Consider the following 13,043-nt stretch of genomic DNA (forward strand, 5'->3'; position numbering starts at 1 on the left):
TCCCGTCCGATCGGCTTGCTTCGCAGCTTCGTTCGGTAGTCTGAATTCATGACGTCTCATCGCACGGTACGCAAAGCAGTCATTCCGGCCGCCGGGCTGGGAACCCGTTTCCTGCCCGCCACCAAGGCCATGCCCAAGGAAATGCTCCCTGTAGTGGACAAGCCGGCCATCCAGTACGTGGTCGAAGAAGCGGTGCGCGCCGACTTGAGCGACGTCCTGGTCATCACCGGCCGCAACAAGCGCCCGCTGGAAGACCACTTCGACCGCGTGCCCAACCTCGAGCAGATCCTGGAGGAGAAAGGCGATCTGGAGAAGCTCGCCGCCGTGCAGGCGGCCTCGGAGCTGGCTGACATCCACTACCTGCGCCAGGGGGATCCGCTGGGCCTCGGCCACGCAGTCCTTCGGGCCCGCCAGCACGTGGGCGACGAACCGTTCGCCGTGCTGCTCGGAGACGACCTGATTGACGAACACGACGACCTGCTGACCCAGATGATCGAGGTCCAGCACCAGACCGGCGGCTCCGTGGTCGCCCTGATGGAAGTGGACCCCGCGCAGATCAGCGCCTACGGCTGCGCCGACGTAACCCCGATGGGGGACGGCAGCTACGTACGCATTAACGAACTGGTGGAGAAGCCTTCGCCGGACGAGGCCCCGTCCAACCTGGCCGTCATCGGCCGCTACGTGCTGCATCCGGCCGTCTTCGACGTGCTGGAGGACACCAAGCCGGGCCGGGGCGGCGAAATTCAGTTGACCGATGCGCTCGAAGCCCTGGCCGGCCGCGAAGGCGAGGGCGGCGGCGTTTACGGTGTGGTCTTTACCGGGCGCCGATACGACACCGGCGACAAACTCAGCTACCTCAAGGCCGTCGTGACCATCGCTTCCGAGCGCGAAGATATCGGCACGGAACTGCGTTCCTGGCTGAAGGGCTTCATCGACGGCTCGGGCGACTGAGCCCGTCGCGACCGCGAAGAACTTCACATGGGGTACGGACCGGCCATCTGGCCAGCGACACTTGCATGCGGTGACTTATCGCTGCGCCCGATCCGGTACCGGGACCGGGGCGAGTGGACGGCCGTGCGGCGCCGCAATGCCCGCTGGCTGGAACCGTGGGAAGCCACGAACCCGGCTCCGGGCGGGTATCTGCCGTCGTTCTCCGAGATGGTCCGTTCGCTCAAGCACCAGGCACGGCTGGCCACGGCCCTGCCCTGGATCATCACCGAACTGCAGGCAGGAAGGCCCAAGCCGGCGCTGGTCGGGCAGCTGACCGTCTCCAACATCGTCTGGGGTTCTGCGATGTCGGCCACCTTGGGGTACTGGGTGGATGAGGCGTGCGCCGGCCGCGGGATAGCGCCCACGGCGGTGGCCATGGCGACCGACCATTGCTTCCAAACGCTCGGGCTCCACCGGATGGAAATCAACATCAGGCCGGAGAACCGCGCCAGCCTGCGCGTCGTGGAGAAGCTCGGCTTTCGCGACGAAGGGCTGCGCCCGCGGTACCTGCACATCAACGGGGCCTGGGCGGACCACCGCAGTTTCGCGCTCACCGCCGAGGAGGTTCCCGGTGGCCTGCTGGACCGCTGGCTGGAGCACGGCGATGTCGGACTGACACCATAAGGCAGCGCCGCGCGGAATCGTTATCCGACACACCGTGATGAATGCCGCGTACGGCATGCTTGAGCTTCTACGGTTTTGAGAGTGGACATTCAGAGCTCTGTGATCTTGGCGGTCATCGTCGGGCTGTGGTTTGTCTGGGTAGGACCGTACCTGCTCCGCGGAGCATTCCGTCCCGCGATGGTTGAATCGGCGCCGGGACACGCAGCACCACTAGTTTCAGTACCCGCAACCGCCTCCGGCGGCAACCAGGGGATCATCATGGAATACAACGCCCAGCCGGCACCCTCGACATCGTCGCCCGTGCCCCGGCCCGTCCGGCAGCCCGAGTTCCGCATCCGCTACGGCCGGACCGCGCTGGCACTTGCCGGGGCCTCGGCACTGTTGGTTTTCGTCGGCGGCGGAGCCCTCGCGCTGGCTGGCGTAGTCTCGGGCCGCGTCCCGGGCTTCGCGCTGCTGGCGGCCGTCGCCGTCGTCGTTATCCTGCGCTCCCTGGCAGTCCGCGACCGCAGGAACCGCGCCGCCGCACGCGCCCGGCAGGGCGCCCGCACGGCATCGGCAGCGCGGCCGGCGGGAGCCGCGAAGACTCCCGCGAAGCCCACCGAACTGTTTGACGGGGCAGCGGGGCACACCGAGGCGACACCGCAGCCCGTCCAGGACGGGCCGGCCCGGTTGACGGCCGCCGAACTGCGCGAGGAGGCCTTGAAGGTTGCCGCAGACGCCGGCGACACCGCCGCACCGGGGCAACCGTCCGGCACTCCCTGGCAGCCGGTCGACGTGCCCAAGCCGACGTACGTCGGCGCGGCCAAGGCCACGCGCCCTGCTCCGGCGCCGCTGCCGGCTCCCGAGGTCAAGAAGCCGCAGACCAAGACGTCGATCAAGCAGACCGCGGCGCAGCGGACCGACGAGCCCGCCCGGACATCCGAGAAGGCGGCTGCCGGACAGCAGCCGGAGGACGGCGCCTCAGCCGCCGAGGCCTCCGGCCAGCAGTCGGTTGCGAACCGCCTTAACCTGGACGACGTCCTGCAGCGCCGGCGCGCCTGATCCGAGCCACCCCGGCAGGTTGACTGCGGCCCGTCCACACCGGACGGGCCGCAGTGCTGTCCGGTCCGCGGTATCGGGCGTGGGCCGCAATGGTGTGCAATGGAGGCATGGATGCACCGAACCCGGACCTGATGGCTACCGAGACCGCCGGCATCGACCTGTTGGAAAGTCCCGGCATGCGTGAGCCGCTGGAACTGGCTGTCGGCACCCTCGGCGGCACGGTCCAGTCCTGGCACCTGGCGAAGCTGCAGCACCGGCCCGGGGCCGGCACGACCGGGATCTACACCGTGCGCCTCCGCGGGCACGACGGCGGTGAGCGGACTGAGTACGTCTGCATCACCACGGCGCCGGTGCCCGAATGCGGGCTTCCGCTGGTGCGCGTGGACGGCGGACCCGTCCCGCTGACCGCCTGGCTGTACCCGTCCGACCCGGTGCTGGCCGGACTGCCTGCGGCGTGCGACCCCGCGGCGGTGGGCCGCAGCGTCTTCGGCGGGGGAGAAGCGGAGCTGAAAATGGTCAGCTACCGGCCGCTGCGGCGGGCCGTGCTGGAAGCCGTGCAGGGCGGACACAAGGTCTTCCTGAAGGTGGTCCGTCCGGACCGGGCGGCACAGCTGATGCGCCGGCACCGTCTCCTGACCGACGCCGGCCTGCCGGCCCCCGTTGCCTCCCCGGGCCCGGCCGACGGCGTGGTGGTGCTCACGGAGGCGAAGGGCACGCCGCTGGCCCAGGCCTTGATGGACGACGGCGCCGCCAGCCTGGCGCCGGAAACCCTCCTGGCACTGCTGGATGCGCTCCCGGCCGGAGTGCTGGAGCTCTCGCGGCGCCCGGCCTGGGCGGACCGCGCAGCCGACTACGCCAAGGCAGCGGCGGCAGTGCTCCCCGACGAGCAGGACCGGGTATTTGGCTTGGCCGATCGGGTGGAACGGCTGCTGGCGGCCACCGACGCCGGTCCGGTGGTTCCGACCCACGGCGACTTTTACGAAGCGAACCTGCTGGTGGCCGGCGGGAAGGTCACCGGCCTCATGGACGTGGACTCGCTGGGACCGGGCCATCTGGTGGACGACCTGGCCTGTTTCCTCGGGCACCTGGCCGTGCTGCCTGCCGTACACCCGGGGTATGTGCATGTCCCGGCGGCGCTGGAGCGTTTTGCCGCCGTCTTCGACACCGTGGTGGACCCGGCGGCCCTGCGCGGCCGGGCCGCCGGCGTGGCGCTGTCGCTGGTCGCCGGAGCCAAGACCCCCGGGGAGGGGGAAGGCTGGCAGCAGGACGCCCGGCAGCGGCTTGCCATCGCCGAGGACCTGGCCGCCGGGGCGGCCTGATTCGTCGCCCGCTTCAGGCGTCGGTGACGAGGCGGTAGCCCATGCCGCGGACGGTGGCGAATTTCTCCGCCCCCAGCTTGTTGCGCAGATAGCGGACGTACACGTCCACCACGTTGGAGCCGGGGTCGAAGTCGTATCCCCAGACCCGTGAGAGCAGCTGCTCGCGGCTGAGGACCTGGCCCGGGTTCCGCAGGAAGGCCTCGGCGAGGGCGAACTCCCGGGCGGAGAGATCCACCTCCCGGCAGCCCACGCTGGCCCGCCGGGTCCGCAGGTCCAGGCTCAGGGTGCCGCTGCTCAGGACGGCAAGGTCGGCCGGCTGCGCCTCGGAGCGCAGGCGCAGCCGCACCCGGGCCAGCAGTTCCTCGAACCGGAACGGCTTGGACATGTAGTCGTCCGCGCCGTTCTCCAGCCCGGCGACGGTGTCGTCCACCGAGCTGCGGGCCGTGAGGATGATCACCGGGGTGTCGTTCCGGCCCTCGCGCAGGCGGCGCAGCACGGTGAAACCGTCCTGGTCCGGCAGCCCCAGGTCGAGGATGACCAGCTCGAAGTCCCCGGTCATGGCCAGCTGGTAGCCCTCCCGCCCGGTGCCGGCGACCGTGGGCACATAGCCGGCCGCCTTCAGGCCCTTGGCCACGAAGGAGCTGATCCTGTCCTCGTCCTCGATGATCAGAATCTGGCTCACGTTGTCTCCTCCTTGTCTGCGGCCGCCTCCGGGCCGGTGAGCACGACGGTGAAAGTCGAACCGGCGCCCGGAGCCGAGGCCAGTTCCACGGTGCCGCCGTGCGCTGCGGCAATGGCGCTGACGATGGTCAACCCCAGTCCCGAGCCTTCCGCCCGCGTGCCGTTGCTGCCGCGGGCGAAGCGGTCGAAAATCCTGCCCTGGTCTTCCGGAAGGATGCCGGTTCCTTCGTCCCTGACCCACAGCCGCAGCTGATTGCCGCGCACGGCCGATCCGATCGCCACCGTGGAACCGGGCTCGGAGAATTTCACGGCGTTGGCCGCCAACTGCAGCCAGGCCTGGGTGATCCGCCGCCCGTCGAGCGGCCAGCGGGTTTCGGCCCGCGCGTCGACGGCCCAGCGTTTGTTGCCCAGCGGCCGCGCCTTGTCCAGCACGTCGTCGGTCAGTTGCCCCACTTCGACGTCGGACGGGCTCACGAAGCCCGGACGTTCTGCCTTGGCCAGCAAGACCAGGTCGTCAACGAGCAGCCGCATCCGGTCCAGCTCGTCCAGGGCGATGCCGCGCACTGACTCCACGTCCGCCGGGTCGCGCGAGTCCTGCAGCTCCAAGTGGCCCTGCAGGATGGTGATGGGGGTGCGCAGTTCGTGTCCGACGTCGTCCAGCAGTTGCCGCTGCGCCGTCATGGACGCCTCCAGACGGTCCAGCATGTCGTTGAACGTGCGGGAGAGCTCGGAGATGTCGTCGTTGCCGCTCACCGGTATGCGCTGGGTCAGGTCCGCGTCGGTGATCCGTTGTGCCGTTTCGCGCACCAGCCGGATCGGTGCCAGCAGCCGGCCGGCGACCTGCCAGCCGACGACGCCGATCAGTACCAGCGAACCGAACCCGATCAACGCGTAGGTCAGGAAGATGTTGTCCAGCTGCTGCAGTTCGGCGTCGTAATCATAGGCCAGCACGAACGTGCTGTGGGCCGGGTCGGAGGAGAGCTGCACCGGCACGGTGACTACCCGGTACGTGGTGGTCGATGTCTGCATCGTGGTGAGCACCACCCGGTCGGACGCAGTCGCGTCCGGGCCCAGCAGGGCCACGAGTTCGGCATCCTGCTCGAGCCTTAGCTGTACGGACGGGCTCGCCGTGTACGTCACCCTGCCGTCCACGAGGCCGAGCATGCCTTCGTTGGCGGAGGGAAGCGTCCGCTGCATCGCCAGGAAGACCAACCGGCTGGCCTGTGTGAAGGGCTGGCCAGTGTCCGGGTCAATGCCTGTGGCCGCCAAGGTCTTGAACTCGCTGACGCTGCGCTGCAGCGAGTCGTCCACCCGCTGGATGATATTGGACCGCTGCAAGGCGAACGCCACCGATCCGGCCACCACCAGGCCCAGGGCCGATAGGGCGAGCACCGCGGCCAGTACCCGGACGCGGACGGACAGTCCGCCCGGCGGCCTATGCACGGCCGCCGGTAAGGGCGCCGCTGCCACGCCGCAGGCCGCCGCGACGACCGACGGCGTGGCGGTGGTGGCGGGACGTAGCTGTTGGCGTGGATTTTTCTGCCGGACCGGGCAGCCCGGACTCAGTCATCGTCCCCGCCGTCGTCATCCCAGTCGTCCCCGTCATCGTCGTCGTAGTCCTGCGGCGGCGCCGGCTGGACCGGAACCGGTCCGTTGCCTTCCGGCGGGCGGGGCGGAGCGGACGGAGACGGGGAGGCGGTCGGCGTGGGCGAGGGCGGCGCGCTGACTTCCGGCGCCGGGCTTCCGGCCGGGGCCGGCGATCCGGACTGCGTGACGCTGATGGACGGGCCCAGGTCGGTGGGCCCGGGCTCGCGCAGGGTGGCGGCCAGTGCGGCGCCTCCGGCGCCCAGTCCGAGCAGCACGGCCAGCGTCACCAGGACGGTGCGGATGGCTGTACGAGGCATGACACCAGTATCCACGGCGCAGATGAGATCAAGATGAGAAGCGTCGGCAGGGTCAGTCGGGGCTGTTGGCCGCGGCGTCCGCGGCCCGGCGGGCGATGTCCGCCTCGACCGTCCGGCCCAGGGCGTCCAGTGCGGAGGCCAGACCCAGCTGGGCCGCGACGCGCAGCGTGCGGCTGACGTCGGGTTCCTGCAGCACCAGCTTGAACATCGGCACGGCGTCGTCGGCGCGGCCCATCTCCGCGAGCACATGGGCCGCGAAAAGTTCGGCGTTGCCGGCCGAGGCTGCGTCGTCGGCAGCCGAGTAAAGGTCGGCCGCCTGCAGCGCCGCCGAGACCGCGCCGGTGCCGTCCTCCAGCGCCCACAGCCCCCTCGCCCGGGTGTCGCTGTAATCCGCCTCGTACCACCGTGCCCCGTAGAGGTGCGCCAGCCGGATGGCCTCGTCCAAAACCGTGAGCCCGTCCGGGTCGCCGGCCTCGCACAGGGCATGTCCGAGTGCGTGCAGGGCCTGCGGCAGCGCGGCGTCGTCGTCCTCGGCCTTGCGCGCGGCGGCCACCGCCGCCTCGAAGCAGATCAGGGCGTCCTTGTCGCGGCCCTCGCGGGAGAGCAGGGTGCCGGTCGCCAGCAGGCCGCGGGCCGCCTCGCCGAACTCGCCGCCGTGGCTGAATTCGGCCACCGCCCGGCGCCAACAGTCCAGCGCCTCGGCCGTCCGGCCGGCGTGCCGGTGCGCGTGGCCCAGACTCATCAACGCCCGCGCCACCTGCGCATGGGGCGCCTCGGTGTGTTCCAGCCGCTGCAGCAGCTTGGACAGCACCTCGCCCGCCAGTTCGTACTCTTCCGCCTCCAGCAGCTGGTTTCCCAGCGCCAGGCGCAGCGTGAGCTCTTCCTGGACCTCACCGCGTTCGGCTTGGGCGACCGCCGCCTGCCAGGCCAGCACCGAGTCTTCATAGTCGCCGGTGCCGGCACACAGCCGCGCCAACACGACGGCGGCGCTGATGGCACCCTTGCGGACCCCGGCAGCCGCGTACAGTTCCAGCGCCGTCAGCGCTTCCTCCAGCCCGGCCGCGCCCTCGCCGCCGGCGGCATTGGCCTTCAACAGCCACATGCTGGCGGTGGTTGCACGGTTGCCGGGCAAGGCCAGCATCCGGTCGGCAACTGCGGTGGCCCGTTCCGGCTGGTCGGCCTGCAGGTAGGTGTTGGCCAGGTACATCAGCGCACCGGACAAGCTGTCGGTCCGGCCGGAATGCTCGTAACCAACCACCGCGTCCTCCAGCAGCGCGATCGCCTGCTTCGCTTCCCCGCGCTGGGAACGGACGACGGCGATCGCCAGCTGGACGTCGGCCGTCACCGACCCCGGGGCATGGGTCTCCAGCAGGCGGGCGAGTTCGGCCTCCAGGAGCGGAAGATCGTCGTCGCCGGCTTCGCGGAACAGGGCCGTCCCCAGCCGCTCACCTGCAGCGGCCTCGAGCGCCAGCCCGTGGTTGCGGAGCAAGGCGATGCGGGCGTGGAGATACTCCCGGACCTGGTTCTCTTCGCCGGCCAGCTGGGCGAGCGCAATCAGCACCGAGTACAAGCCCAGCCGGACGTCAAGATCGGCGTCCGAGGACCGGGCGAGGCCGGCCTGCGCCAAGGCCCGGGCACCCGCGTGGTTCTCGGCATAGGCCGCTTCATAGGCGCGGTCCAGGCAATCCCTGGCAGCCGCCGGGAACCGTGCCGGATCGGGTCCGGCGCTCTCCAGCACGGCGCGCAGGCGGTCGGCGATCAGGCCGCGCGGCACAGTCGCGGCGGACTCAGGCACGGTGGCCCCGCTTCCGCAGCGCTGTGCCGTGGAACCCTGCTGGCGCGTTGCCCATGGTCTTAGTTCTAGCCGCCAACAGGGGTCGGCGCAATGCCCCTGCGCTCCCCGAACGGGAGTGCCGGGACCTGTTGATAAGCCGCCGGCGCGGAGGCCAAAGACCCAAACGAACCTTTGCAAAGAAATGCTTGCACACAGCGGCATCAGCGTCCGGTAGTGGTCCCGCCCGCCGCCCTAGACTAGGGGACATGGAATTCGACACGCGCGTGGCCGCCTACGGCGTGATCGTGGCCGACGGCGCGGTGCTGCTGGTCCGCTGGACCGGCGCAGGCTGGCCGCGCTGGACCCTGCCCGGCGGCGGGCTGGAATACGGCGAAGACGCCGCCGCCGGCGCGGTCCGCGAGATCCGGGAAGAAACGGGTTATGCCGCCAGGCTCGAGCAGTTGCTGGGCGTGGACAGCAAGCACATTCCGGCCGCGAAGCGCCTGCACGGGCACCGGCCGCTGCACGCTTTCCGGGTCATCTACGCGGCCAGTATTGTCGACGGCGAACTGGCAGACGAGGCCGACGGATCCACGGACCTGGCCCGCTGGATCCCGCTCCATGAGGTTCCGACGCTGGACCGGGTCGACCTGGTGGATCTGGGGCTGCGCCTCTACTTCCCGGACGGCGTCCCGGCGGACCATTCCGCAAACGGCCGGTGAGCGCTATGCTGATCCAGTTGCCGGGCTGACCAGCCCGCCGGACAACCCTGAGGAGGTGGGTGTGATGACCGTTTATCCCGCAGATCCTGCTGCCATCACCAGCCCAGCCTCCGTACCCCGCCCGCGCCGCGGCTAGCGGCCGGAACGTCCGGCGCGGAGGCCTCACGTCCCGAGGTAACCGTCGTGACCGACACCCATCACCCGCATTCCCTGCTGCGCAGCCACGGCTATACCCAACACACCGCCGCGCAGTTTAACCTCCATTTTCCCGATCCGGCGCTCCGCCCTGCCCGGGTTGTGCGCACCGACCGGGGCCGCGTTTTGCTGGCGGCCGACAGCGGCCTGCTGCACCTGCCCACCGCAGGGCTCAGCCCGCAGCCGGCCACCGGTGATTGGGTGGCGTACGACGCCGCCCGCCCGGCTTCCGCAGGCGGCCCGGCCATCGCCGGGCTGCTTCCGCGGTTTTCCGCCCTGTCCCGCAAACAGGCCTACGATCCGCTTGCGGCCGAGCAGATCCTGGCGGCCAACATGGACCTGGTCGGCATCGTGGTGCCCTTCGACCGGCCGCTGTCGGCCAACCGGCTGGAGCGGACCCTGGTGGCCGCGTGGGATTCCGGCGCGCTGCCGGTGGTCATCCTGACCAAAGCCGACCTGAGCGGGCACCAAGACGAGGTCGCCGCCCAGATCGTCGACCAGGCCGCCGGCGCCGACGTCTTGGCGACCAGCGCGGAAACGGGCGACGGACTCGATGCCGTGGCCGAATACCTGGGCCCCGGCCGCGCGATGGTGCTGCTCGGCCCCTCGGGCTCGGGAAAATCCAGCCTGATCAATGCGCTCGCAGGCCGTGCGGTGCAGGACACAGGAGCCGTCCGTGCCGGTGACGGGAAGGGCCGTCACACCACCACGGCACGTGAGCTCATTCCCCTGCCCAACGGTGCGGTCCTGATGGACACGCCTGGCATCCGCGGCTTCGCGCTGTGGGATGCGGAGGAAGGGCTGGCGACCATGTTCGCCGACATCGAAGACCTGGCCTCCGGCTGCCGGTTCAACGACTGCTCCCATGGCGCCGAACCGGGCTGCGCCGTGCGCCAGGCCCTCGACGCCGGCAGCCTGGAGCAGCGGCGCTGGGACAGCTACCGGAAGATGGAACGCGAACTGGCCCGCCTGCACCTGAGGCAGAACGTGGCGGAACAGCGCCGGGCCGGCCGGCAGTTCGCCAGGATGGCGAAGGCCGCCGCACAGGCCAAGGACCATCGCGGCGGGCGCTGATCGTGTGCTCGCGGGCCGCGCGGTTGACTAGACTCGGTGCCAGCACTCCTGCGGCCCAGCCGGCCGCGGGACCCCCCACGGAAGGTTCAGCATGCCCGAGCCCACGCGGCCGGCCGCCCGGCCGGCGGACCTGTCGGCCGGCGTCGCCGAGGCCGGAGACGGCCCCATGGTGCAGTTCCGCGCAGTCACCAAGACCTACGCCGGACAACCCGCGGTTCAAGACCTGACGCTGGACATCGACCGCGGCGCGATCACCGTCTTCGTGGGCCCTTCGGGCTGCGGCAAGACCACCTCGCTGCGGATGATCAACCGGATGGTGGAGCCAACCTCCGGGTCCGTCCTCGTGGACGGCCACGACGTCTCCGACCGGCCCGCAGCGGCCCTGCGCCGGTCCATGGGCTACGTCATGCAATCTGCCGGGCTGCTGCCGCACCGCACGGTGCTGGACAACGTCGCCACCGTGCCCCGGCTGAACGGAGTCCGCCGGGCGTCGGCCCGCAAGCGGGCCGACGAGCTGCTCGACGTCGTCGGACTATCCCGGGAGCTGGGCAGGAGGTATCCGGCCCAACTCTCCGGCGGCCAGCAGCAGCGCGTCGGAGTGGCGCGGGCGCTCGCGGCGGATCCGCCGATCCTGCTCATGGACGAGCCGTTCAGCGCGGTGGATCCGGTGGTCCGCGCCGAGCTGCAACAGGAGCTGCTGCGGCTGCAACAGCAGCTGGCCAAAACCATCGTCTTCGTCACGCACGATATCGACGAAGCGGCCCTCCTCGGCGACAAACTGGCCGTCTTCGCCACCGGGGGCCGGCTGGCCCAGTTCGCCCCGCCCGAGGAGGTCCTGCGGGCGCCGGTGGACGATTTTGTCGCCGGTTTCGTCGGCCGGGACCGCGGTTTCCGCTCGCTGTCCTTTAGCAGTGCGCTCGGGCTGCCGCTGCTGCCTGCCCACACCGCGACCGCGGAGGGGGTGGGCGAGGCGTCCGGGGATGGCTGGCTGTTGTTGACCGACGACGACGGCGCGCCGGCGGGGTGGCTGCCTCCCGGGGAACGGGACCCGGCCCGGGCCCGGATCGGCGGGTCGCTGTTCACCCTGGGGTCCAGCCTGCGCCAGGCGCTGGATGCGGCGTTGTCGTCGCCGTCCGGTGCCGGCGTCGCCGTCGACGCCGACGGGCGGGTGGCCGGTTTGGTCGATCCCGCGGCGGTGCTGCAGAAACTCCGGACGGGCGGCAGTTGATGGACTGGTTCCTGGCGAACCTGCCGTATCTGATGGAGCTGAGCGCCCTCCACCTGTTCCAGTCCGCGCTTCCGCTGGTGCTCGGGCTCGTGGTGTCGCTGCCGCTGGGCTACCTGGCCTGGCGGATCCGTGCGGTGCGCGGCCTGATTCTGTCCCTCTCCTCGGTGCTGTACACCATCCCGTCGCTGGCCCTGTTCGTGATCCTGCCGGTGGTCCTGGGCACCGGCATCCTGGAAATGTCCAACCTGATCGTGGCGCTAACCGTGTATTCGGTCGCGCTGCTGGTCCGCGCGGTGGTGGACGCGCTCAACTCCGTGGACGACGGCGTCCGGCAGGCAGCCGTGGCCATGGGCTACCTGCCGGTGCGCCGGTTCTTCAGAGTGGACCTTCCCCTGTGCATCCCGGTGCTGGTGGCGGGACTGCGGGTGGTGTCCGTGAGCAACATCTCGGTGGCCAGCGTCGGGGCTCTGATCGGCGTCCGGAACCTCGGTTTCCTGTTCACCGATGGACTGCTGCGCTACTTCATGACCGAAATCGTGGTCGGAATCCTGATGACCCTGGTGCTGGCGGCGCTGATGGACGTGCTCCTTCTGGCGCTTGAGCGGGTGCTCACGCCGTGGCGGCGCCCGGGTGCCGCTGCTGACGGAACCGGGCCGCCGCGGACAGGCGGCATAACCGGCACGTTGCCGGAGGCCGGTGGTGCCGGGACCGGCTCCTTCGCCGCCGGAGGGGAACGGCCGGACGCCGCGGGAGCGACGGTGCGCGGATGAACCTGTTTGAAGAGACCGCGGCGTGGCTGGCGGATCCGGCCAACTGGGCCGGACCGGCGGGCGTGCCGGCCAGGCTGGCGGAGCACCTTTACTACAGCGCCCTGACGCTGGTGATCGCCGCGGCCATCGCCGTGCCGCTGGGGCTGTTCGTCGGCCACACCGGAAGGGGGCGCATCGCCGTCGTGGGCATTGCCAGCGGACTGCGGGCCATGCCCACGCTGGGCCTGTTGACCCTGTTCGTCATCCTGATGGGACTGGGCCTGATGCCGCCGATCTACGCCCTGGTGATCCTGGCCATCCCGCCGCTGCTGGCCGGCACGTACTCAGGGATCGCCGCCGTCGACCGCCAGCTGGTGGACGCCGCGAGGGCGATGGGCATGACCGAGTGGCAGGTCCTGTTCCGCGTGGAATTGCCCAACGCGCTGCCGGTGCTGCTGGGCGGGGTGCGTGCCGCCGTGCTGCAGGTCATCGCCACGGTGGCCATCGTGGCCTACATCAATCTGGGCGGCCTGGGCCGGTATCTGATCGACGGCCTGGCGGTCCGCGACTCGGTGCGGTTGTTTGCCGGCGCACTGCTGATCGCGGCGCTGGCACTGGTCGTGGACGCCTTGCTGGCCACGGTGCAGAAAGTCGCCGTATCGCCCGGCGTGCGCAGCGCCGGAGGCGGGCCGAAAGGCAGAACAAGTAAGGTTGGAGCAGCCAGTGCCGGCACATGAGGAGA

13 protein-coding genes are annotated in these 13,043 nt (G+C 70.5%); 9 read left to right on the forward strand and 4 right to left on the reverse strand.

Annotated elements, in window-relative coordinates:
• Positions 1 to 48 precede the first annotated feature (48 nt).
• The 4 genes from galU to AC5RUK_RS07520 all read left to right on the forward strand — a co-directional run bounded on the left by galU (position 49) and on the right by AC5RUK_RS07520 (position 3,974).
• Entirely contained in the window at positions 49 to 951 is a 903-nt protein-coding gene (gene galU / locus AC5RUK_RS07505; protein WP_494151780.1) for a UTP--glucose-1-phosphate uridylyltransferase GalU, read from the forward strand.
• A gap of 27 nt (positions 952 to 978) precedes the next feature.
• The gene (locus AC5RUK_RS07510; protein ID WP_494107705.1) at positions 979 to 1,614 is read left to right on the forward strand and encodes a GNAT family N-acetyltransferase; all 636 of its coding nucleotides are present in this window, start codon (positions 979 to 981) and stop codon (positions 1,612 to 1,614) included.
• 81 nt (positions 1,615 to 1,695) lie between these two features.
• Entirely contained in the window at positions 1,696 to 2,655 is a 960-nt protein-coding gene (locus AC5RUK_RS07515) for a hypothetical protein (protein WP_494151781.1), read from the forward strand.
• Between the two features lie 107 nt (positions 2,656 to 2,762).
• Entirely contained in the window at positions 2,763 to 3,974 is a 1,212-nt protein-coding gene (locus AC5RUK_RS07520) for a phosphotransferase (RefSeq protein ID WP_494151782.1), read from the forward strand.
• A 13-nt stretch (positions 3,975 to 3,987) separates the two neighbouring features.
• On the opposite strand, the gene AC5RUK_RS07525 is transcribed toward AC5RUK_RS07520, so the two are convergent.
• The 4 genes from AC5RUK_RS07525 to AC5RUK_RS07540 all read right to left on the reverse strand — a co-directional run bounded on the left by AC5RUK_RS07525 (position 3,988) and on the right by AC5RUK_RS07540 (position 8,354).
• Positions 3,988 to 4,656 (reverse strand): response regulator transcription factor, encoded by a 669-nt coding sequence (locus tag AC5RUK_RS07525; protein WP_493988989.1) that lies wholly within the window; start codon positions 4,654 to 4,656, stop codon positions 3,988 to 3,990.
• Positions 4,653 to 6,098 carry a sensor histidine kinase gene (locus AC5RUK_RS07530; RefSeq protein WP_494151783.1) on the reverse strand — a complete coding sequence of 482 codons (1,446 nt, stop codon included), beginning with the start codon at positions 6,096 to 6,098 and terminating at the stop codon, positions 4,653 to 4,655. The genes AC5RUK_RS07525 and AC5RUK_RS07530 overlap by 4 nt, the downstream gene beginning before the upstream one ends.
• A 119-nt stretch (positions 6,099 to 6,217) precedes the next feature.
• Positions 6,218 to 6,559, reverse strand: a complete 342-nt coding sequence (locus tag AC5RUK_RS07535) for a hypothetical protein (RefSeq protein WP_493988991.1) — start codon at positions 6,557 to 6,559, stop codon at positions 6,218 to 6,220.
• A gap of 52 nt (positions 6,560 to 6,611) precedes the next feature.
• Complete coding sequence (locus tag AC5RUK_RS07540; RefSeq protein ID WP_494151784.1) at positions 6,612 to 8,354, reverse strand: tetratricopeptide repeat protein; 1,743 nt, start codon at positions 8,352 to 8,354, stop codon at positions 6,612 to 6,614.
• 245 nt (positions 8,355 to 8,599) lie between these two features.
• Between AC5RUK_RS07540 and AC5RUK_RS07545 the strand changes: the two genes are divergently transcribed.
• The 5 genes from AC5RUK_RS07545 to AC5RUK_RS07565 all read left to right on the forward strand — a co-directional run bounded on the left by AC5RUK_RS07545 (position 8,600) and on the right by AC5RUK_RS07565 (position 13,038).
• Positions 8,600 to 9,055, forward strand: coding sequence for an NUDIX hydrolase (locus tag AC5RUK_RS07545; protein ID WP_494151785.1), 456 nt, complete (start codon positions 8,600 to 8,602; stop codon positions 9,053 to 9,055).
• Positions 9,056 to 9,238: 183 nt separating this feature from the next.
• On the forward strand, positions 9,239 to 10,324 hold the full coding sequence (rsgA, locus tag AC5RUK_RS07550) for a ribosome small subunit-dependent GTPase A (protein WP_494151786.1): 1,086 nt from the start codon (positions 9,239 to 9,241) through the stop codon (positions 10,322 to 10,324).
• Positions 10,325 to 10,490: 166 nt separating this feature from the next.
• Positions 10,491 to 11,552, forward strand: coding sequence for an ABC transporter ATP-binding protein (locus tag AC5RUK_RS07555; protein ID WP_494151922.1), 1,062 nt, complete (start codon positions 10,491 to 10,493; stop codon positions 11,550 to 11,552).
• The gene (locus AC5RUK_RS07560; protein ID WP_494151787.1) at positions 11,552 to 12,322 is read left to right on the forward strand and encodes an ABC transporter permease; all 771 of its coding nucleotides are present in this window, start codon (positions 11,552 to 11,554) and stop codon (positions 12,320 to 12,322) included. Before AC5RUK_RS07555 ends, AC5RUK_RS07560 begins: the two co-directional genes overlap by 1 nt.
• Entirely contained in the window at positions 12,319 to 13,038 is a 720-nt protein-coding gene (locus tag AC5RUK_RS07565) for an ABC transporter permease (RefSeq protein ID WP_494151788.1), read from the forward strand. The genes AC5RUK_RS07560 and AC5RUK_RS07565 overlap by 4 nt, the downstream gene beginning before the upstream one ends.
• Positions 13,039 to 13,043 lie beyond the last annotated feature (5 nt).

Source organism: Arthrobacter sp. Y3223065, assembly GCF_059090885.1.